At 69.0% G+C, this 19,429-nt stretch carries 16 protein-coding genes and 3 pseudogenes; 6 read left to right on the forward strand and 13 right to left on the reverse strand.

The features are described 5' to 3' along the window. Nucleotides 1-605: 605 nt before the first annotated feature. Nucleotides 606-1,061, forward strand: a complete 456-nt coding sequence (locus tag ACIRVH_RS36330) for a hypothetical protein (RefSeq protein WP_403962647.1) — start codon at nt 606-608, stop codon at nt 1,059-1,061. Nucleotides 1,062-1,238: 177 nt separating this feature from the next. Here the strand turns inward: ACIRVH_RS36330 and ACIRVH_RS36335 are convergent, their stop codons facing one another. Continuing rightward, complete coding sequence (locus ACIRVH_RS36335; protein ID WP_403962650.1) at nt 1,239-2,684, reverse strand: hypothetical protein; 1,446 nt, start codon at nt 2,682-2,684, stop codon at nt 1,239-1,241. Nucleotides 2,685-4,976: 2,292 nt separating this feature from the next. On the opposite strand from ACIRVH_RS36335, the pseudogene ACIRVH_RS36340 reads away from it, so the two are divergent. Further along, nucleotides 4,977-5,108: pseudogene (locus ACIRVH_RS36340) on the forward strand (glyoxalase/bleomycin resistance/dioxygenase family protein); the annotation flags it as partial. Between the two features lie 121 nt (nt 5,109-5,229). On the opposite strand, the gene ACIRVH_RS36345 reads toward ACIRVH_RS36340, so the two are convergent. From ACIRVH_RS36345 to ACIRVH_RS36375, 7 genes and pseudogenes are all read right to left on the reverse strand, one after another. Then, the gene (locus tag ACIRVH_RS36345) at nt 5,230-6,738 is read right to left on the reverse strand and encodes an FAD-binding oxidoreductase (RefSeq protein WP_403962653.1); all 1,509 of its coding nucleotides are present in this window, start codon (nt 6,736-6,738) and stop codon (nt 5,230-5,232) included. Nucleotides 6,739-7,140: 402 nt separating this feature from the next. Continuing rightward, the gene (locus ACIRVH_RS36350; RefSeq protein ID WP_403962656.1) at nt 7,141-8,538 is read right to left on the reverse strand and encodes a membrane-associated oxidoreductase; all 1,398 of its coding nucleotides are present in this window, start codon (nt 8,536-8,538) and stop codon (nt 7,141-7,143) included. A gap of 113 nt (nt 8,539-8,651) precedes the next feature. After that, nucleotides 8,652-10,079 (reverse strand): sensor histidine kinase, encoded by a 1,428-nt coding sequence (locus tag ACIRVH_RS36355; RefSeq protein WP_403962659.1) that lies wholly within the window; start codon nt 10,077-10,079, stop codon nt 8,652-8,654. After that, nucleotides 10,076-10,804 (reverse strand): response regulator transcription factor, encoded by a 729-nt coding sequence (locus ACIRVH_RS36360; RefSeq protein ID WP_403962662.1) that lies wholly within the window; start codon nt 10,802-10,804, stop codon nt 10,076-10,078. Before ACIRVH_RS36360 ends, ACIRVH_RS36355 begins: the two co-directional genes overlap by 4 nt. A gap of 178 nt (nt 10,805-10,982) precedes the next feature. Further along, complete coding sequence (locus tag ACIRVH_RS36365; RefSeq protein ID WP_403962665.1) at nt 10,983-11,600, reverse strand: hypothetical protein; 618 nt, start codon at nt 11,598-11,600, stop codon at nt 10,983-10,985. Between the two features lie 35 nt (nt 11,601-11,635). Then, nucleotides 11,636-12,052: a peptidase gene (locus ACIRVH_RS36370; protein ID WP_403962702.1), complete on the reverse strand. Its 417-nt coding sequence runs from the start codon at nt 12,050-12,052 to the stop codon at nt 11,636-11,638. Nucleotides 12,053-12,319: 267 nt separating this feature from the next. Further along, nucleotides 12,320-12,685: pseudogene (locus tag ACIRVH_RS36375) on the reverse strand (class I SAM-dependent methyltransferase); the annotation flags it as partial. 27 nt (nt 12,686-12,712) lie between these two features. On the opposite strand from ACIRVH_RS36375, the gene ACIRVH_RS36380 reads away from it, so the two are divergent. Then, nucleotides 12,713-12,937: an SHOCT domain-containing protein gene (locus ACIRVH_RS36380; protein WP_403962667.1), complete on the forward strand. Its 225-nt coding sequence runs from the start codon at nt 12,713-12,715 to the stop codon at nt 12,935-12,937. Nucleotides 12,938-12,961: 24 nt separating this feature from the next. Here ACIRVH_RS36380 and ACIRVH_RS36385 read toward each other — a convergent pair whose 3' ends face one another. From ACIRVH_RS36385 to ACIRVH_RS36395, 3 genes are read right to left on the reverse strand one after another with little or no spacing between them, the layout of a single operon-like run. Then, nucleotides 12,962-13,813: a phosphatase PAP2 family protein gene (locus ACIRVH_RS36385; protein ID WP_403962668.1), complete on the reverse strand. Its 852-nt coding sequence runs from the start codon at nt 13,811-13,813 to the stop codon at nt 12,962-12,964. Beyond that, nucleotides 13,810-14,628, reverse strand: a complete 819-nt coding sequence (locus tag ACIRVH_RS36390) for a polyphosphate polymerase domain-containing protein (protein ID WP_403962671.1) — start codon at nt 14,626-14,628, stop codon at nt 13,810-13,812. The genes ACIRVH_RS36385 and ACIRVH_RS36390 overlap by 4 nt, the downstream gene beginning before the upstream one ends. Next, complete coding sequence (locus ACIRVH_RS36395; protein WP_403962674.1) at nt 14,625-15,278, reverse strand: DUF4956 domain-containing protein; 654 nt, start codon at nt 15,276-15,278, stop codon at nt 14,625-14,627. Before ACIRVH_RS36395 ends, ACIRVH_RS36390 begins: the two co-directional genes overlap by 4 nt. Nucleotides 15,279-15,430: 152 nt before the next feature. Between ACIRVH_RS36395 and ACIRVH_RS36400 the strand changes: the two genes are divergently transcribed. Together ACIRVH_RS36400 and ACIRVH_RS36405 are read left to right on the forward strand one after the other, a co-directional pair. Beyond that, complete coding sequence (locus tag ACIRVH_RS36400) at nt 15,431-16,102, forward strand: response regulator transcription factor (protein ID WP_403962677.1); 672 nt, start codon at nt 15,431-15,433, stop codon at nt 16,100-16,102. Continuing rightward, complete coding sequence (locus tag ACIRVH_RS36405) at nt 16,099-17,472, forward strand: ATP-binding protein (RefSeq protein ID WP_403962679.1); 1,374 nt, start codon at nt 16,099-16,101, stop codon at nt 17,470-17,472. Before ACIRVH_RS36400 ends, ACIRVH_RS36405 begins: the two co-directional genes overlap by 4 nt. 23 nt (nt 17,473-17,495) lie before the next feature. On the opposite strand, the gene ACIRVH_RS36410 is transcribed toward ACIRVH_RS36405, so the two are convergent. Then, on the reverse strand, nt 17,496-18,620 hold the full coding sequence (locus tag ACIRVH_RS36410) for an MFS transporter (protein WP_403962705.1): 1,125 nt from the start codon (nt 18,618-18,620) through the stop codon (nt 17,496-17,498). 220 nt (nt 18,621-18,840) lie between these two features. Here ACIRVH_RS36410 and ACIRVH_RS36415 point away from each other — a divergent pair, with 220 nt between their 5' ends. Next, complete coding sequence (locus tag ACIRVH_RS36415; RefSeq protein ID WP_403962682.1) at nt 18,841-19,080, forward strand: hypothetical protein; 240 nt, start codon at nt 18,841-18,843, stop codon at nt 19,078-19,080. 28 nt (nt 19,081-19,108) lie between these two features. Here ACIRVH_RS36415 and tatA read toward each other — a convergent pair. Further along, a pseudogene (tatA, locus tag ACIRVH_RS36420) lies at nt 19,109-19,279 on the reverse strand (Sec-independent protein translocase subunit TatA); the annotation flags it as partial. Between the last annotated feature and the right edge of the window lie 150 nt (nt 19,280-19,429).

The raw sequence follows: 19,429 nt of genomic DNA on the forward strand, positions 1-19,429 counted from the left end.
CGCCCTACACTTCCGGAAACCGTAATCCTGGATAGTCCCAGATGGCGAGAGGCCATTGGGCCCGTCTACCCCGCCGACCAAGTCCGCATTCTGATAGGACTTCCGCGGAATATGCTCGAAAGAATGACCCGGGATCGCTCCATCCTTGCTCTGCACACCAAGGATGGACAGACTGTATATCCAGTATTCCAGTTCAAGGGTCAACAGATTTTGCCTGGCCTTAGTTTTGTCCTCCGTGCGTTCCCTTACGATGACGCGGACTTGTCGTGGACCATTGCCTCTTGGCTTCGCAAACCGCTGACGACATTGAATGAACGCAGTGTCGTGGAAGCGCTCGGAGATGGCGACACTGAAGCCGCGCTACAAGCAGCGCAAGCCACCGCAAGCCGGTGGTCGCGATGAAAGGCCGGAACGCTGTCGCGCTGCCTCCTTCCCCGGACATGTCCCTGCCCTGGGCAAAGTTCCCGAGAACCGATTTAAAGCCCGGTCTCGTGCTGTATCGGGTCGCTAAGCGGGGCATGGGCGCCTGGTGGTTCTGTCACTGCGGAGAATGCCGGTTCGACCTGCCGGCCCCGCGCGGGACTTGCTACGCAGGCACTGACCCGTTGACCGGAATCTTGGAGAGTATCGGTCCTGACTGGTGCGCCGGCGAGCCAGCCGTGGTACTGATCCCCAAGCTCATCAAAGAGCGGGTAGTCCATTCTTACAAGTTGCCCAGGACTATTGGTGCAGCGGATCTGTCAAACCGCCGGGCGGCCCGCTTCAAAGTAACCAATGAGCTCGTGACTATGACGCCTTACGACGTGCCTCAGCGGTATGCGAAAGTTTTTGATGAGACACCAGGAAGACTCGCGGGACATCAGTTCCAGGGCATTCAATTCCGCACCCGGTTTGACATGGATGCCGCCCCTCATGGCGTCGCACTATTCGACAAAGAGGGGGAAAGGCCATGGAAATCGTCATCAATCACGGATATCGACGCGAATTTGATTGCCGAGTTGGAAGATCTAGGGATTTTCGTCGAAGAGCCGTGCGGTACCACAAAACCTGATCCCGCCTGAGGCGTCCGCCCAATGGATGGAAGATCGCGGATTCAGCCACAACCACTCATCATGACCAGCCAGGAGCTCGCTGTCGAGATGCCGACACGCCTCAGAGCCAGCAGCCCGTGACTACCTCGCCCGGCTCCAGCTCGGAAAGGACGGGCCGGGGTTCCTGCCGCCACAGGTGCTAGGCCGTCATTCGGGTAGATCCTCGGGATCAAAGAGAGACGCAGAATCTTCCAAGCGACTAAGTGACCGGAGTGAGAGAAAAGTAGAGATTTCATCCTGCTCTTCCTCCGTCAAGTCCAACATCAGAGCAAGCGCCGTATACAGCAGCTCCACGATCGGAAACTTAGCTGCGGTCCTTCCGTGCCCAGTCAGAGAGTTGAACTCGCATCTTAGGTTTCTGGCACCGGACAGGGAGGCAATGGCGGCATTAACTCTCGCAGTCGGCCCGAGTACGTCGGCAAAATCTGACAGTTCTTCGTCATGTGCCACATCTTCGACTCGATCAGAACCATAGGTAAGAGTTCTGCGAATGGTGGAAAGCTCAAGCTGGGCCACTGAGATCCGATGCCTTACAGCTCGCTTCACCAGCTCGCCTACACTGATCCCATCGACGTCTTCCGCTCGAACATTCAAGTCCTCGCGGCGACCAGCAAGAAAGGCCGTGAATCGGTCACCCTGCAAAGCCAACATCCCGCGGTCGATGGCCCATCTGAGACCTGCCTGCTCGTCCCAAAGTTGCGGCTGGGAAAGCGTGATTCGACACAGCTTGGCGTGCAACACGTCGAGATTGTTCGAGACGAGTCTCTGCAAGTTACTTGATGGTTGACTGATCACCAATGAGGACAACCGCTCTAGGCTGATCCCCCGCCCAATCCTACGCCAGAAAGTGTCATCGGTAATCTCGTCAAGGTCCAACAGGAAAGCTAGAGCTTCATCGTCGAGGGAGCCGCCCACATCAGTAGCGGCTGGAAAACTCGCGGCGTCGCCACCAGACCCAACCCACACTGCATTCAGGAATCTGGTTAACCTGTCTCGGCGTACATCATCGAACATTTCACCGATGACTTGTGTGGCCGATCGGGTCGTCGGAACGTCCAGTACTTGGGCAGCAGCAAACCCATCCGAAATGCCGCGGGAAACCTCAATTGCCTCTTGCCGCTGCACCAGTCCGCGCCCGCCCTGCAAGATGGCGCTAGAAGCTAGGCTGACGACTGGTGCCTCCCGACGGAACTCGATGAACTCTTGCAGTCCGTCTGCATCCGTCAGGAGAGCACCAGAGGCAAGGGCTGCCGAGTGTAAGGGATTGTCGACCAGCAAAGGCATAGCACGTTCACTAGGCGTCAACGAAAAGAAAATGGCGTCGGGCGAGCCAGCAATATCTAGATCCTGTGCCAGGTAGACCGGGTCAGGGTCCGCCCTAAGGAAGACGCGACGCGTACCGCTGTCCTGCGGCCAACGCAGGATCAAGTCCGGCGCGAAGGCGTGATTGAAGTACTCCGTCGCCTTCACAGAGACGCGCGAGTCGGTTTCTCGAAGCTCATTAATGACCGTCTGCTTGACGGCATGAACACTTCTACGCGGATCCGAAGGATCGATGGCGTTGCGTACTGACTGAGCGTAAGAGGTACTCATCACCAAGTACCTGCCTCAATCTCATGTTTGATTATCAGACCCCTATGTTGAGGTGTGATAACCAACCTCTCCTGCTTGTCCGAGAGAACCAAAAGCCATAGGCGGTCTGCGACCTCTTGCACGATCGCGTCGTCAATGAGCGGGCGAGCCTCTACCTCGGAGGACACTCCGAAGACTCGCTTATGCTCCGAGAGCACCCCTTCGCGGACCTTTTCCTTACTGCAGAGTTGACCCCACGATCCGACAAGGAACGGGTGCCAAGTGATCCACATGAAGTGATCCGCGAGTCTCGCGTGATCTCTACGCGTCACGTAGCACTTCGCAAGATAGGACTGATAATGCGTGCCCTGATCTCCAGCAGCGGAATATTTCTTGCACTCAGCTAGAAACATCTGACCAGAGAAGTCATCGCCGTGAAGGATTCCCCCGATGTCGAAGGAGAAGCTCCATTCACTGTTCGGCCACGGAAACTCAAGCCGCCCTGCCGAATACGGATCGGTGTTGAGCCATGCCGCTTTGACGCGAGTCGTTGACTCAAGCCAACGCTTAGCTCGCCTCGCGCCGTCGTCCCCTAGTTGATGTAACGCCTCCCCTGGCATATGCGGAGCATACAGACCTTGATCTGCGAGTGGTAGAGGGCCGTGACAGAGGGGTCACGGTAAGTGCAGGGCCGCCGTTTGCCGTGCGCACCGATGGGCGCTGACGTGTGCCGACACGGCCCGACTAACTCCGAACCACGGCGACCCGGGGGGCCAAAGAGGGGGCCAACCGGGGCGGCCGGACGATGACCGTCCCGGACAGTAGTGGACTTGGCCGGACACGAGCGAGCAGGTCATCGTCCTAGACGCAACACCTCCGGGGGGCCGATCGCGTTCGGGACGAAGGGGTCGTGCGTGGCCGCGGAGTCCGCCACCTTGCCTGAGGTCAGTTCTGAGCGTCCCCGTCTAGGTACTCACGGGCTTCCCCTATCCACTCTGCAAGTGTCCTGTCCAAAGCAGCTTCTGCCTCGCGTAGGGCCCATCGCCGGTTGTCTGGCAGAAGGCCGTGCCTTGCATCGTCGATGAGCGAGTTGGCTCGCCTACCTGTGACGCCACACTGCGCCAGAGTCGTTAGTGCAAGAGCTTGGGCCTCGGCCACCGCTGCGTTGCGCGCGCCTGCTGCGCTGATTGGGTAACTGCTGCCCTCGGCTTGGGCTCGAGCTGCTGCTCTCAGATCGTGGAGGGCGTCCCGTGCGCTCAAGGCCTGGTCCGCACTTATGCCATCCGGCCCCTCACCGTTTTCCACCGAACGCAAGACGGCATCTGCCCGTGCGACAGTTGAAGCCTTGGCTGCAGCGAGAAGGACCGTAGTGACTCCCTCACGCACGCGGCCCGCTGCCTCTGCCACATGGGCGGGACCTTCCAGGTCAACTACAGAATGGGCGAACTTCACAGCGTCAAGAGCCGCGGTGACAGCATTGTTCAGCCTCGCGTGATCCTCGTTGGGTCCCGCCTTCTTGACCAGATCAGCAGCAGCTGTGGTGGCGTCATTCACGGCTGTTGCGAACGTTGCCCACGCTTCACGCCTCAGCGTGTGACGCCACTGGCGATACTCGGCCCTGGCTTGGTTACGTGAAGCGTCCAGGGCTGCCCGGTAGGTGGCCTCGGCCTGTGCTATTCCCGTCTGCATGGCAGCTTGCGCTTGCGCCCGACCCGCTTCAGCCCCAAGTTCGGCTGCGCGTACGGCTGCTCTGGTCTGGGCGCGCCCGATCAGAATGGCGGCAGGTATGCCTACGAGGGCCACGAGAGCAGACGCGATGGCACCTATGCCTTGAAGATCCATGGCCGCCCATGATGCCGCGAGTTGTCGGGCCGTTGGAACAGTGCGTATCTGCTCGCAGGCTGTCTGAGCCCTGCGGCTCCCTGGGAGAAATCTGGGAGAAGATCTTCTCCCAGCGCCTCCCCGATACCCTGCGAGACCTACCGATCCCAAGGCCTTGATCTGCCCAAATGCCGAGCCGCTAAGCTCTGGATCTTGCCCTGACCTTATTCGGGACGAAGAGGTCGTGGGTTCAAATCCCGCCACCCCGACAGTGAAACACCAGGTTGGGCCCGGTGCTGAGAGATCAGCGCCGGGCCTGATTTGTTTCTCTGAGGCTCTGGGAGAAATCCTGGAGAAGATCTTGGAAGTCGTCTCCGGACCAGCGCCCTACCCTCCAGGCCCGGCCCTACGGATCCGCATGCCGGCGCACTCAAGACGTTCGCCGGCAGGATCAGGACCAACGCCACTCCTGAGGCCTGACCTCCCGAGCGGGAGGTCTACGTGGTCAAGGCCGACGCGGACACCCGTGGCAAGAGCGCCGACCCCAACGCCACCGGCGACGGCTGCTGCACCAGCCAGGCCGCCGAACCGGCCTCCGCGTACGCAGGTTGCAGCTGCGGATGAAGCAGCAGTTCACGGGCGCGTCGGCATCCTGGGCCACAACGACCGTCCGGCCAAAGGCGCAGGACGGGTAGGCACGGCTGAGCCCCCTCGCCTGTCGGGAGGGGGCTCAGGCCCTGCTCGGTCAGCGGGACGCGGGCGGGATGCTCTGGTCGTACTGGAAGACGTTGTGCGGGTCGTACTTCGCCTTGATCCTGCGCAGCCGGTCGAAGTTGGATCCCCAGTAGGCCGTCTCCCAGTCCTGCAGGCTGACGTTCGGCACGTTGACGTAGGCGCCGTTGACGTAGGGGCGCAGTGCCTGGCTGAACTCGGCGATCCAGGCCTGGGCCTGCGGGGTGAGCGGGTCGCAGATGCCCGGCTGGTCACTGCGCTTGCCCCAGCCGACGCCGGGCTCGGCGTAGAAGAGCGCGTCACGGTGCGGGAACGCGGTGCCGCCGCGGGGGCTCTTCCTGACGTTCCCGCCGAACGCCTGGACGAAGTAGTTGCTGTCGTCCGTGGGGGCGTCCTTGATGAACGCGGAGACGATGTCGATCGCCTTGGTCGGGAACGGCTTCCGGGTGAACTGCGAGTAGAACTTCCAGTTCGCGGGTTCGACCTCGGTCGGGATCTGGAATCCCGCATACACGTCGCCCCAGTTGCCCACCTGCGTCGTGACCTGGGGGCTGCCGATCGACAGGATCGGGGCCAGCAGCTTCTTCGCCTCCGCCGGCGTTCCTTCGGGGAGAACCCCGAACAGCAGGATCTGGTTCCGGTGGGCTTCGAGCTGGGTGCCGAGGCGGGCGTCGGTGTGCGGCGCGGTGCGCTGGTAGGCCTCGAAGAGCCTGCGCAGGTGACCGGTTCCGTCCCACGTGGCCTGCAGATACGTGACGCTCTTGAGTGGGGCCAGCTTGTAGGTGAGTGAGGTGACGATGCCGAAGTTGCCGTTGCCCGCTCCGCGCAGCGCCCACAGCAGGTCCGAGTTGTGGTTCAGGTCGGCCTTGATCACCTTGGCGCACTCGCCGCCCTCCGCGACGACGATCTCGGCACCGATCAGGCTGTCGCAGGCCATGCCGAGCCAGCGGGTGAGGAAGCCGAAGCCACCGCCGAGCGTGGCCCCGGAGAGGCCCACACTGCCTTCGGTCCCTGTTGTCACCGCGAAGTTGTGCTTCGCGAGGGTGGTCACCGCTTCCAGCTGGTTGAGCCCGGAACCCACCGTCGCGATGCGGGAGGCGCTGTCGATGTGGACCGATTTCAGTTCGCTGATGTCGATCACGAGGCCGCTGTCGACGTTCGACCAGCCCTCCAGGGCGTGGCGGCCGCTCCGGATCCGCACCGCAACGTCGTTCTGCCGCGCCCACGTCAGGGCGTTCACCACGTCCTGGGTGTTCTGGGCGAAGACGATGACGAGCGGGTAGTGGGAGAAGAGCTGGTCCCAGCCGAGGCGCGCGTCCGTGTACCCGGAGTCCTCGGGGCGGACGATCCGGCCGGTCAGCTTGGCCGGCCCGCAGTGCGTCCCAGACACCTCGCTCCCGGATGCCCCGGTCACAGCGCTCGCACCAGGGGCTTCGGCGGCCGCGGCGCCCGACGCGACGACCGCGCCGGCACCGGCGACCGCCGTCGCCTTGAGCATTCCCCGACGGGAGAAGTCGTTCATGGTCCGTGTCCTCTCGGCCACCAGCGGGCGCGAATTGGTCCTTCATGGATCATTTATGGATCATTTATGCAAAGTGGACAGTAGCAAGGGCAACCACGGTGGACCGTCTCGACACACTCGCGACCACGGCCGAGGCGCTTGACGCCGTACCTCTCCACCTCATACGTGGGTCTCGCGCAGAAGTCCGTCAGCGCAGTGGCAAACCGGGGGCCCTTTGTGGCGCGTGGAGATACAGCAGCGGAGTACCGCAACCTCCCCGACCGCAGCCAACCGTCAGCAGCCCTCAATAACCGACTGGCCAGCCCAGAGACTGACGAGCACGCCAGGGGAGCCGCGTCGGAGCACCGATCTGCTCCCCAAGCCCTCCCGACACCTTGCGAGACCCCTCGACGCCAAGGATCGTCACTGGCGGCTGACATTCCTGGTCACGCCGGTGACGACCGTCGTGGCAAGGATCCAGCCGGTGATGATCAGGGCGTAGGACAGCGCCTGGTACCAGCCGTCCGGTGCGAAGGCGTCCTCCTGGCCGAAGGAGATCACGGGTAGCAGCAGGTCGAGGGTGTAGAAGACCGGGTTGAAGTGCGGGGCCTCGGACGCCTTCAGGGGGCGGGGGTGGTGCAGGGCGTACGCGATCGAGCCGACGGCCAGCAGGGACAGCAGCCAGGCGCAGGCGCGCAGCGGACGGAAGCCGTAGCCGACGGTGGCGTCCTGGACGTAGCCCCACAGGCGTCCGTACCAGGCCCGGGTGCCGCGCAGACGGCGCTGCTTGGCGAGTTGGACGAGGCGGGCGGCGTGGTCGTCGCCGGAGCGGCGGTAGGCGGCGGTCAACTGTTCGTAGGCGTCGGGAACGTAGCCTTCGCCGTCGCGCTCCAGCATGGGCAGGCGGCGTTCGGCGGGCTCGTGCGGGGTGAGGGTGGTGTAGACGAGGCCGCTGAGGAACACATCGGCCGGCACCGCCTCCGGGTCGAGGACCAGGACCTCGACCTGGGCCCGTCGCAGGTTGAGTGCGCCTTCCATGGGCGGACTCTTGCGCAGCCAGAGCTCCCCGACGGTGCAGCTGCTCGCGCGCAGTGCCGCGTCGCCGGGGTTGGACAGGGACGCGTACGACAGGTCGAGCCGCCCGGTGATGCGGGCGCCGCGCAGGCCGATCCAGCCCTCCGTGCGGATGTGCCGCATGTGGAAGTCGCCTTCCACGAGGAGGGTCTGTGCGTCGAGGGCGACGTTGCCCGGATGGCTGAGCCGTGCGTCGTCGAGGCCGGCCGAGCCGGCGATCGAGGTGCTGTTGAGCATCACCTCCCCGTGGGTTCGAAGTCCGGGAGCCCAGAGGTCGTCGCCGATGGTCGCGTGACTGAGCCGGAGCGCGGGCCGCGCGGTGTCCGGCGGGATGATCTCGGCCCCGCTCAGGAAGAGCGGCCCGCCGATCTCTGTCCCGCCGAGCCGCACCGGGCCGCGGAAGCGGCAGCGCGTCAGGTGCAGGATGCCCTCCACCCGCATGGTGGCGGCGGCCAGGCCGGGCATCACCGAGCCGGTGAGGTCCAGCTCGCGGAGCCGGGAGGCGTACAACTGGGGCACGTCCTCGAAGAAGCAGTGGCGCAGCCGTAGCAGGTGCTCGACCGTGCCGTACTGCAGGTCGAGTGCACCGGTGATGCGCGCGCCGTCCAGTCTGAGGGCGGCTATCTCCCCGTCGTCCTGCGACCCGTCCAGGAGAAGGGGGCGCAACACCGCTGCCCGGACGGTCCGTTCAGGGCCCCAGTCCTCCCCTTGGGCCGCGTCCTCGTCCTCCGCCGTGCGGAAGTCCACCGCCGTGCCCCGGGAAAAGGCGCGCCACCCGGCCGTGCCGGGCGGCGTTGGTGGCTTCCTCAGCGCTTCGGGCTCTCCCGCCGGCTTGGTGGATGGGCCGACCCGGTGCTCTCCTACCGACCCCGGTGAAGCCCCGGGCCCGCTGTCGCGGTGGCCGGTGTCGATCGGGGGCGGGCGCTTCCGTCGCGGGACCGGCCCGCGGCCGCCTGTCGCAGTCGCACGGCGGCGTCCAGGCCGGTGCCCGGGGCCGGGTGCAGGCCGATGTCTCCGCCGGAGGCGTGGACGAGGTGGCGGACGATGGGCAGACCGAGCCCGGTGCCGTCGTTGCGGGAGTCGGAGGCGCGCCAGAAGCGGTCGAAGGCGCGGGCGCGTTCGGCCTCGGTCATGCCGGGGCCCTGGTCGATGACGTGGAGTTCGGCGCCGGGCGCGCGGTGGAGGGTGATGGTGGTCCCGGGCGGGGAGACGCGCAGGGCGTTGGCGACCAGGTTGTCGATGATCTGGTCGAGCGCCCCGGGGATCGCCCACACCCGGCCGGCGGGGCGGCCGGTGACGGCGAGGACCACGTACTGTTCGGCGGCCAGCGACTCCCACATCGCGACGCGGTCGGCGATGACGGTGTCCAGGTCGACCGGTTCCGGGGTGGTCGCGCTGTTCTCCAGGCGGGCCAGGGCGAGCAGGCCCTGCACCATGCGGCCGAGGCGTTCGACCTCGCCGACGGCCTCCTCCAGGCTGCCGTGGGCGCGCGGGTCGAGGTAGGGCTCGAAGTTCTCCAGGCGCAGGCGCAGTGCGGTCAGCGGGGTCTTCAGCTGGTGGGAGGCCTCGGAGGCGAACGCCTGCTGGGCCTCCAGGAGATGTTGCAGGCGGGTGGCCGTGTGGGTGAAGGAGGCGGCGAGGCTGCGGAGTTCGGGAGGGCCGGTGGTCGCGTCCGGTGGGGTGGTGAGCCGCCCGTCGGCCAGTTGGGCGGTGGCCGCCTCCAGGGTGCGCAGGGGGCGGGTGATCCAGCGGGCGAGGGTGAAGGCGGCCAGGGCGACGGCGGCCAGGACGCAGACTCCGGCCAGGGCGAGGGCGCCCCAGATGCGATGGACACGGGCGTTGACCTCGGCCATGGGGTACGTCAGGCGCAGGGTGCCCCGGATCGTCGTACCGGAGGAGCCCGGCATGGTGGCCGACAGTACGTCGTCTCCGGTGGCCACGGTCGGCCGGTTGCGCAGGGCGCGGGCGATGTCCGGCTGGGCGGCGATGCTGATTCCCGTACGGCCGGACGGGTCGGAGTCGGCCAGGACGAAGCCGCGCCGGTCGGTGACGACGACGCGGCCGCCGGTGCGGGTGGCGTAGTCGCCGACGACGTCGGGCAGCGCGTCGAGGTTGCCCTTCTCGATGTTCTCCTCGGTGACCTCGGCGAGCATCGAGGCATCGCGTTCGATGCTCTGGGAGGCGCGGGAGATCTCTCCGCGGGCGTAGATCCAGCCGAGTGGCAGTTCCAGCCCGGCCAGTACGAGGATCGCCAGGCCGAGGTAGCTGAGCAGCAGGCGCCGGGTCATCCGGCCGTCCCGGGTTCCGCGTCCTGTCCGGGGACGGTGAGGCGGAAGCCGACACCTCGCGACGTGGTGATCCAGGCCGGGTCCCCGAGCTTGCGGCGCAGGGCGGCGACGTGGGCGTCCAGGGTCTTGGTGGGGCCGAAGAAGTGCGGGTCCCACACCGTGTCCATGATGTGCTGACGCGAGTGGACCGTGCCGGGGTCCTCGGCGAGGTGGGCCAGCAGGTCGAACTCGCGAGGGGTGAGCGGTATGTCGGCACCGTCGAGGCGGACCTGGCGGGTGCGCCGGTTGATCTCCAGCGGGCCGAGCGGCTGGGGGCCGGGAGCCTCGCTCCGGGCCGCCTGATGCGTGGGCACGGGGAAGGGCGGCGCACCGCTGGTGCGCCGGGTGACGGCTCGGATCCGGGCCACCAACTCCCGTACCCCGAACGGCTTGGCGAGATAGTCGTCGGCTCCGAGTTCCAGGCCGACGATGCGGTCGGCCTCCTCGCCCCGGGCGGTGATCATGATGATCGGTACGGCGGAGCGGGCGCGCAGATTGCGGCAGACGTCGAGGCCGTCCATGTCGGGCAGGCCGAGGTCGAGCAGGACCAGGTCCGGGGTTCCGTCGGTGCCGGCGAGTCCGGCGGCACCGGTGCGGACGTGGTCCACGGTGAATCCGTACCGGCCGAGCCCTTCGGTGAGCGGGCCGGCGATTCGGTCGTCGTCTTCGATGAGCAGGAGCCGCATGGCGCAAGGCTCGCACAGCTGTGCCAGGGGAGTTGTGCTGTTCATGGGAAGCCGCCTGGGGCCTGGGAGGCGTACGGGACGGTGCGTGGGCACGGAGGTGCCGCCCGGCCGTCGACACGAGAGAACGGGAGCGGCCGGGCGGCGGCAGCGGGGCGGTGACGAGGCCGACCGTGGGGAGTCAGTCGTCGGCGTGGTCTCCGTCCTCGCGTCCCTGCTCCTCCTCCCCGTGGTCGTCCCCGTGGTCGTCGTCACCGCGGTCACCGGTGACGGGCGGCACGGCGGCGGTCTGCGTCGGCGGGGCGGCCGTGTTCGCTCCGGCACCGGGCGGTCGAGCGGGGAGTGTCGCGTCCGGTGGGAGGGTCGGTGAGCCGGGTGACCTGGGTGCGGAGACCTGGGCGGTGCCGCTGGGGTGCGGGGTGGAGGTGACCGTGTCGCTGACCGTGGACAGCGCGAGGCCGAAGCCGCCGAGGAGCGCGAGTGCGGCAACAGCCGTCACGGCCGAGCGGTGCCGTACCGCCGTCCACCGCCACCTGCTCTCGTCCCGCGCCCGACTCCGCCGGCTCCCGCCCTCCTCGTCCCCCGGCTCCGACTCCGCACCCGTGGCCTCGGTGGGGCCGGGCACGCCGTCGTCGGAGGACCAGGCGTGGGAGAGGGAAGGCGAGGGGTAGTCGAAGGCATCGTCCTCGAAGCGGTCCCCGTAGCCTCCCCGTGCGGAGTCGGGGACCGAAGGCCCCAGGATCGCCGTCACCTCGGCGTCCGACAGTGGCTCGGTGGCGTTCTCGTGCTCGCTCGGCACCTGTTGCTCCCTTCCGGCCGGTCGGCCCGCGCCTCTCAGCCGTCGTTCTCCGTCTCCTCGGTGCCTTCCTGCTTGGTGCCGGTGACCTTGAAGGACTTGTCCAGGTAGACCTCGACCGAGGTGCCGTCCGCCTTCTTCACCTCCACCGCGTACATGCCGGGCTTCTCCGCGTCCTCCTCGGACTTGATCACCGTGCCCGGGTGGGCCGCGACGGCCGCCGCCTCGGCCTTCTGCTTGATGTCGCCGGTCAGCGGCGGTTCCTTCTTGTCGTCGGTGTCGCCGGCGGCCTCGCCCGCCGCATCGGCGCCTCCTGTGCTCTGGGCCTGCTGGGTGTCCGACTTCGAACTGCCGGAGCTGGAGTCGGAGTCGGAACCGCCGCCGCATGCGGCGAGGGCGAACATCAGGACGGCGGCGGGAGCGGCGAGGAGGGCACGGCGGGGCAGGGTACGCATGAACTCGTCTCCGGATGTCGGGGATTCGGGGATCCGGGAGCCGGACCACCGGGGGACGGAAACGACCCTAGGAAGACGCTGTCGAGAGCCGGACCAGCAGAGGGAGAGCGCGAGCCCAGCAGTTGTCCAAGGTTTCGCCACCGATGCCAGCAACTCCCCTGAGCCCCGGCCCACCCGGTTGTGGGCCATGGCGGGGCCCGCTCCCCCGTGTACGAGGTGCCGGCCGAGCCCGCTCCTCGGGGACCGGAACTCCACGACCAGCAGGCGGTCGAAGGAGGCGTCCGGCGGGCCGAGTGACTCGGCGGCGCCTTCCCGGTAGGTGCAGGGAGCGCTGCCGGGGCGCCGCTTCCTGCGGCGGGCGTAGGCGAGGACCGGCGGTGACGGGTCCACTCCGGTCACTGTGCCGAGACCGGCTACCAGCGCGGCAAGGTCTCCGACATCGCCCGGCGTCCCGGACCGGGATGCGGTGGAGGCGGAGCTGACCCGCATGGCACCGGGCGCGCTGCTCCCGGAGGCGGGCGGGGAGCGGGGAGGCCGGCCGGGGGCAGGTGACCCGCTGCGGGGAGCAGCGGGTGGAGGGACAGTGGGAGGAGGGAGCCTCCCCGGGAGGTGGGCACAGTGTGGTACTGGCATGGCGGTGGCTGGGCCTTGATGGCCTTCATGCCCATCGTGTGGATCGTGCTGCTCGGTCTCGTCGTGTGGGCGGTGGTCCGGCTCACGCAGCACTCCCCGGGGCGGGACAGCGGGCCGCCGGGTCCGGGGTGGCAGTCGCGGGAGACGCCCGAGGAGATCCTCGACCGGCGCTTCGCCTCCGGTGAGATCGACGCGGACACCTATACCGAGGCACGCGAACGCCTCGCCGCCCACAGGCCGAAGCCTCCGTGAGTGCGGCGAGGCGGTGGGCGTGGGTCAGTGGCCGCTGACCGTGAGCTCGTAGTCGCCGATCAGGTCGCCGAGGAGGGTTCCGGCGGTGAGGTCGCTCGAGACGTGGCCGGCCATGTAGAGGCGGGAGTAGAGGACCTCGTCCTGCATCCACCGGTAGTCCTCGGCCCGGTGCGGGGAGAGCGCGCTGAGGAAGGTGACGGCCGCGGCGGCGCGGGTGGCGTGGCGGGAGGGGTAGGAGTACGGGCCCTTGGCTCCGGGCTTGATGTGCTTCTCCGGGCGGAGGCTCGGGTCCAGGACGAAGGGGGCCGGCTGCTTGTCGCGGGCGGCGAGCTGGTCGCTGACGGTCTTGGCCAGCTTGAGGGCCGCCTTGAGTTCGGCCTTCTCCGCCGTGCCCTGCTGGGCCGGGATCAGCTCGCGCTGGTCGTGGAGGTAGAGCTTCCAGACGTCCTTCTTGCCGTTGAGCTCCAGCCAGGTGGCCGCCTTCTTCCCGGCGGCCGTACGGGTCTTGGCGAGGGCCTGGACCTGGTGGAGTTCGGCGGTGCGGTCCTTCGCCGTGGGCGGCGCGGGGATCTGCCCGGCGGCCCAGGCGGCGAAGGCCTTGTCGTCGCGGGTGGTGCCGTGCGCCTTCTTCCACTGGGCGAAGAGGGCGTCGGCCTTCTGACGCTGGGCGTCGGCCTGCTTGCCGATCGGGGTGATCTCGGCGTCCGCGAAGAGGGTCGGCGGCGGGTTCTGCTTGATGCGGTCGGTCGCCGAGAGCTTCTGCTTCGTCGAGGAGGCCGTGGGCAGCAGCTGCGGTCGCAGCAGGCCGAAAGCGGCGGCGGACGCGGCGAGCAGCGCGATGACCGCGTACTGCCATTTGATGCGCAGGGCCTTCATGCGGCAGGGGTCCTTTCGAGGAGCGGTGCGGGAGGGGCCTCGGCGGTGAAGTGCGCGCGGGCGAGACGGCGTACGTCGTTGTCGGGCAGGCCGGGCGTGAGCAGCGACTGGCCGACGATGTACTTGCTGAGGGAGACGGGCCGGGCGCCCAGGCGCAGCAGGAGGCGGTCGGCGGGGGCGGGGCGGGTGCCGCCCTTGGTCTCGACGAGGACGTGTCCCGGGTCGAGGCCGGCGGTGCGGTCCCCGTGGTGACAGGTGAGGCCGGCGTCGAGGGTGACGCGCGTTCCGTGGTCCAGGTCGGCGAGGGCCGCGCGGACGTAGCGGATCTCCGCGGCGGGGGACAGTGCCGCGGTGGTGACGGGGACGGCCGCGCGGCGCAGTACGTCGTCGACGAACTCGGCCGCGGAGTCGTCCAGTCGCCCGTAGGCGTGGGCGGGGGCCCTGAGGGCGTGTTTGACCGTGGCGCCTCGCCCGTCCTTCGTCTTCACCTCCACCCGGCACAGCCCGTCCTCCGCGTACAGGCGGGTGCGGACCTTCCAGCGCCGGCGGCGCTGCTGCACATGGGCCCGCCAGGCGCCGAGCCGCTCGGTGTCGAAGTAGGTGCTGAGGTAGCTCGTCGTACGGCGGCCGGCCAGGTCGAGGACGTGGTGGCTGTCGGCGAGCCCCTCGACGAGGAGGCGTGCGCGGTCGAGCGGGATCAGGTACTTGCGGTCGGTGCGGTGCTGGAGCGCGGCCGCCGCGTCGACCTCGGCGAGCGTGGCGCCGCGCAGTGCGGACAGGCCGAGGCCGGCGGCGAGGGGGGAGGCCGGGGTCATGAGACGGTCACCTGCTCGCGCGGCCCGGCGTCCTCGGCGGTGGCGGACTCGCCCGGTACGACGGGGTAGCGGGCGGAGACCCGGGTGGTCTCGCGGACGTAGTCCACCTCGTCGACGACCACCGACAGCGGTGCCTGGCCGAAGCGGAACGCGACGTCGGCTGCGATCACGGAGGGGTCGTCGTAGACGCGGTCCAGGGTCAGCTTCACCGTGCGGGTCGGCGGCTCGTAGGCGCGGGGATCGTCCACCAGCAGGACCGCCACCAGCACCACCACGTCCACCGCGATGACCAGCCAGGTGTCGCGCTCCGGCAGTCCGGTGCACAGGGCTATGACCAGGCTCACGAAGGTGTAGGCGACGTCGCGCAGGGTGAAGGCCGCGCTGCGCAGGCGGACCAGGGAGAGGATGCCGAACAGGCCGAAGCCGACCCCGGCCGGGAACTTGCCCGCGCTGATCGCACTCATCGCCGCGAACAGACCCACGTTCAGCGCGACCAGGACCAGCGGCATCGCCGGCGCGCTGGGGCGGCGCCGATAGAGCCAGCCGACCAGGATCAGCAGGGCGATGATGTCGAGGCCGCCGCGCGTGGTGAGGTCGGTGGGGGCGATGTGGTGGGTGATGCCCTTGGCGGCGAGCACCAGTGCGTCCATGGCTGTCCCTTTCCGTCCCGGCACGTCGGACGGCGGACCGGTCGCGGTCCGCGGAGCACCGCGACCTGAAGGACGGTAGGGATGTCACATGAACAGACCATGAAGCCTTCCGGGCGGCCGGATCCGGGGCGCGGGCGGTTAGCCTGGCCGGTATGCACTACCTGGTCGTCGACGACGAGACCCGCCTCACCGACCTCGTCGTCCGCTACCTCACCGAGTCCGGCCACACCGCAGAGGGCCGTTACGACGGCCCGTCCGGCCTGGCCGCCGCGCGTGACCCCCGCCTGGACGGGATCGTCCTGGACGGGATGCTGCCGGGCATGGACGGGGTCGAGGTCTGCCGGACGCTGCGCGGCGAGGGCGTCGACGTGCCCGTGATCCTGCTCACCGCGCGCGGCGCGATCAGCGAGCGGGTGGCCGGTCTTGACGCCGGCGCCGACGACTACATGGTCAAGCCGTTCGCCATGGAGGAACTGCTGGCCCGGCTGCGCGCGATATCCCGGCGCCGCCCCGAGTGCTCCGGGCGGCTGCAGACAGGCGACCTCGTCCTCGACCCGGAGCAGCAGCGGGCCTGGCGGGCGGACACCGAGCTGGATCTGTCCCGGCGCGAGTTCGCCGTGCTGCGGGTGCTGATGGAGAACGCCGGGCGGGTGGTGTCCCGCCTGCAGCTGCTGGACGAGGTCTGGGACGGCGAGACCGACCTGCGCAGCAACGCCATCGACGTCCATGTCTCCAAGGTGCGCGCGAAGGTCGACCGCGCCTTCGACCGTACGACGATCACGACCCTGCGCGGGCGCGGCTACCGCCTGGAGACCACCCGGTGACACCGCAGGGCAGGCTGGACGCATGGTTCGGGCGGCTGCCCGTCGTCACGCGTCTCGTGCTGGCCGTCGCGGTCACCATGTCCCTCGTCCTGACCGGAACGGCCGGGCTGGTCTACTGGCGGGTCCAGACCGCCCTCGACCGGCAGCTGCACGACGATCTGGCGGCCTACCAGCACAGTCTCGACCGGTCCGTGCGCGCGGGCACCGCACCGCCGCCGGGCCCCAGTGGCAGCCTCCACCAGGTCCTGGACCAGCACGGCCGGGTCCTCGACGCCAGCGCCGGTGCGGGCCACCGGGCCCTGCTCACCCCCGCCGAAGTCGACTCGGTGGCACACGGGCACGCGGTACGACGTGACATCGGCTCCCTGCTGCCGATCACTCCGGACACGCTGCGGCTGCAGGCCAAGCGGGTCAGCGCCGCAGGAGAGACGCGCGTCGTCGTGGCCGCCGTCCGGCGCGGCCACCGCGACGAGGCGCTGCGCGAACTCCTGGCCCAGCTCGCCGTCGCCTCCGGACTGACCCTGATCGCCGCCTCGTACGTCGGCTACCGCACCGCCCGCGCCGCGCTGCGCCCCGTCGAGCGCTACCGCAACGCGGCGGCCACCCTCGCCGACGGCGGCCAGAACCTGCGTCTGGACGTGCCCGCCGACCGCGACGACGAGATCACCCGTCTCGGGCACACCCTCAACCGCATGCTCGACCGGCTGGAGGCGTCCGCCGTCCGCGAGCGCCGGTTCGTCGCGGACGCCAGCCATGAGCTGCGCACCCCGCTGGCCCTGCTGCGGGCCGAGGTCGACGTGGCGCTGCACCGGCCCCGCCCGGCCGCGGAACTCACCGAGACCCTGCGCTCCGTGGACGCCGAGGTGCAGCGTCTGATCGATCTCTCCAACGCCCTGCTGGACCTGGAGGAACTCGGCGGCACCGACCACATCACCCGGGCACCCGTACCACTCACCGAGCTGGTCGGGACCGCCGTGGCCCCGCATCTGCGCACCGCCGAACGGGCCGGGCGCGGCCTGACCTCCGACGCGGCGGACACCACCGTCGACGTCGACGCCCGCTGGCTGGTGCCCGCCATCGGCAACCTCCTCGCCAACGCCCTGCGCCACGGACACGGGAACGTCCGCCTCACCGCCGCTGTCCACGAGGGCAGGCTGCGGCTGTCCGTCACGGACGAGGGGCCGGGCTTCCCGCCCGAGTTCCTGCCCCGGGCGTTCGACCGCTTCGCCCGTGCCGAGGCGAGCCGCACCGGCGAGGGATCCGGCCTGGGGCTCGCCTTCGTGCAGGCGGTGGCCGCGGCGCACGGGGGCACGGCGCGCGCGGAGAACTCGGGGGGCGGGGCGACGGTGACGCTCGACCTGCCCTGCTGAAGCGCCCCTTCAGGACGCCGCCCTCAGCCCCGGCGGACGAACGCCAGCGTCGCCCCCGCCCCCACGAGAATCCCGAGTGCTCCGAAGCCGTAGGGCAGCGAGGCGCCGGAGGCCACCGCGGCCACCAGCAACGGCCCACCCGCGTCGCCGAGTTCGCGGCCCAGTTCCGCCGCGCCCATGGTCTGACCCAGCCGCTCCTGGGGCGTCGAGGAGGCCAGCGCGGCGAAGCCCAGCGGGGTGATCAGGCCCGTGCCGAGGCCGATCAGGGTGGCGCCCACGAGGATGCCGGTGAGTCCCGGCAGCATCGCGCAGACCAGGCCGGCCGCGGTGACCGCGAGTCCCACGGCGAGACCGGACCGGGTCGTGAGGCGCCCTTCGTCCAGGGCCCGCCCGGCACGCGGCTGCACCACGGCGGCGCAGGCGGCGAGCAGCGACACCGCGGCCCCGGTGGCCACCGTGCCCAGTCCGGCGGCGCGGCCGGAGACCGGAAGGAAGCCCACACCGGCCGAGAGGGCGGCGGTCGCCGCGGCGAGCGCACCGGTCGGGGCGAGGAACGCCGGGTCGGCGAGCCGCCGGGCCAGGTCGAGCACCGTCTGCCGGGCCTTGGGCAGCGGGGGTACGACGGGAACGGCGAGCGCGGCCCAGACGGCGACCGCCGCGCCGAGCACCGCCAGGACCGCGAACAGCAGCCGCAGGCCCCCGGCCCACACCAGGACACCGCCGAGCAGCGGACCGAGGGTGTAGCCGATGGACTTGTAGAAGCCGTAACTGCCGAAAGCGCGGCCGTGCTTGGCGGCCGGGTTGAGGCGGGCCACCAGCGCGGAGGCGGACGGCGAGAAGGCGGAGGCCGCGGCCCCCTGCCCGAACCGGGCCGCCCACAGCCAGCCGGGGCTGTCCGCGACGACGTACAGCGCGGACGCGACGGCGAACCCGACGAGCCCGCCGAGCAGCACGGGGCGGGCGCCGACGCGGTCGGCGAGGGTGCCGAAGACCGGCTTGAGGAGCACCTCGGCGCCGTCGTAGAGGGCGAGCAGGCCGCCCAGCACCAGCAGGGAGGTGACCGCGTCCTTGGATGCACCGCCGAGGCTGGCGGCGATGCCGTGCGCGCCGAAGGCGGTGGTGAAACCGGCCGCGTACAGCGGCCACATCCGCCGGGCCGACGCCGCCTGCGTGGTCACTGTTCCGCGTCCGGTGTCCGGTGCGGAGCGGCGAGGACCGGCTCGTGCGACACGAAGCCGAATGTAGCAGCCGTCACATCGGCCGATGTGCCCGGCGATTCGCCCTGGGTGTGCGGCTGTCCGCCGGGCCCTCGCGGGCAGGAGGGCCGAGACTCATCGCACACCCGGGGTTACTTGCGCAAGGCCTAAAATGTTCGCCGTGGAGATGACCGACGTGACGGGCTGGGAGACCGCGGTGCTCGAGGGCGGGCCCGCGGACGGAGTGCGGATGAAGGTCTCCGGCCGGCCGCGCGTGATCCAGGTGACGTACCCCTGCCGGATCGAGGCATCGCCGCCCGGTGTGCGCGCGGAAGCGGTGTACCTCTACCGCCGGGACTACACCGTGAACGACGAGCCGCTGCGGTACGGCTTCGACGTCGCCAGCCCCTGATCTGCGCGGCGGACGAGCCTCAGCGCACCGTGTCGCCGGCGCTGTCGTCGTCCTTCATGGCCTTGGCCTCGCTCTTGAGGATGCGCATCGACTTGCCGAGCCCGCGAGCCGCCTCCGGCAGTTTCTTCGAGCCGAACAGCACGATGATGACGATCGCCACGATCAGCAGGTGCCAGGGTTCCAGCCCGTTACGGAGCATGCCGCCCACCCTTCTTCATGATTGCTGCCTTGCGCAACTGTACAACCTGGCGGTGGGTCAGTCGTCGGAGTCGGGCTTGGTGCGTGCCGCCGTGTAGGCCTGGGCCGGTGTCATGGGGACGCCGCCCAGTTCGACCGTCTTGTAGGGGCT

The sequence above is a fragment of the Streptomyces sp. NPDC101165 genome, assembly GCF_044768135.1.
Lineage (GTDB): Bacteria > Actinomycetota > Actinomycetes > Streptomycetales > Streptomycetaceae > Streptomyces.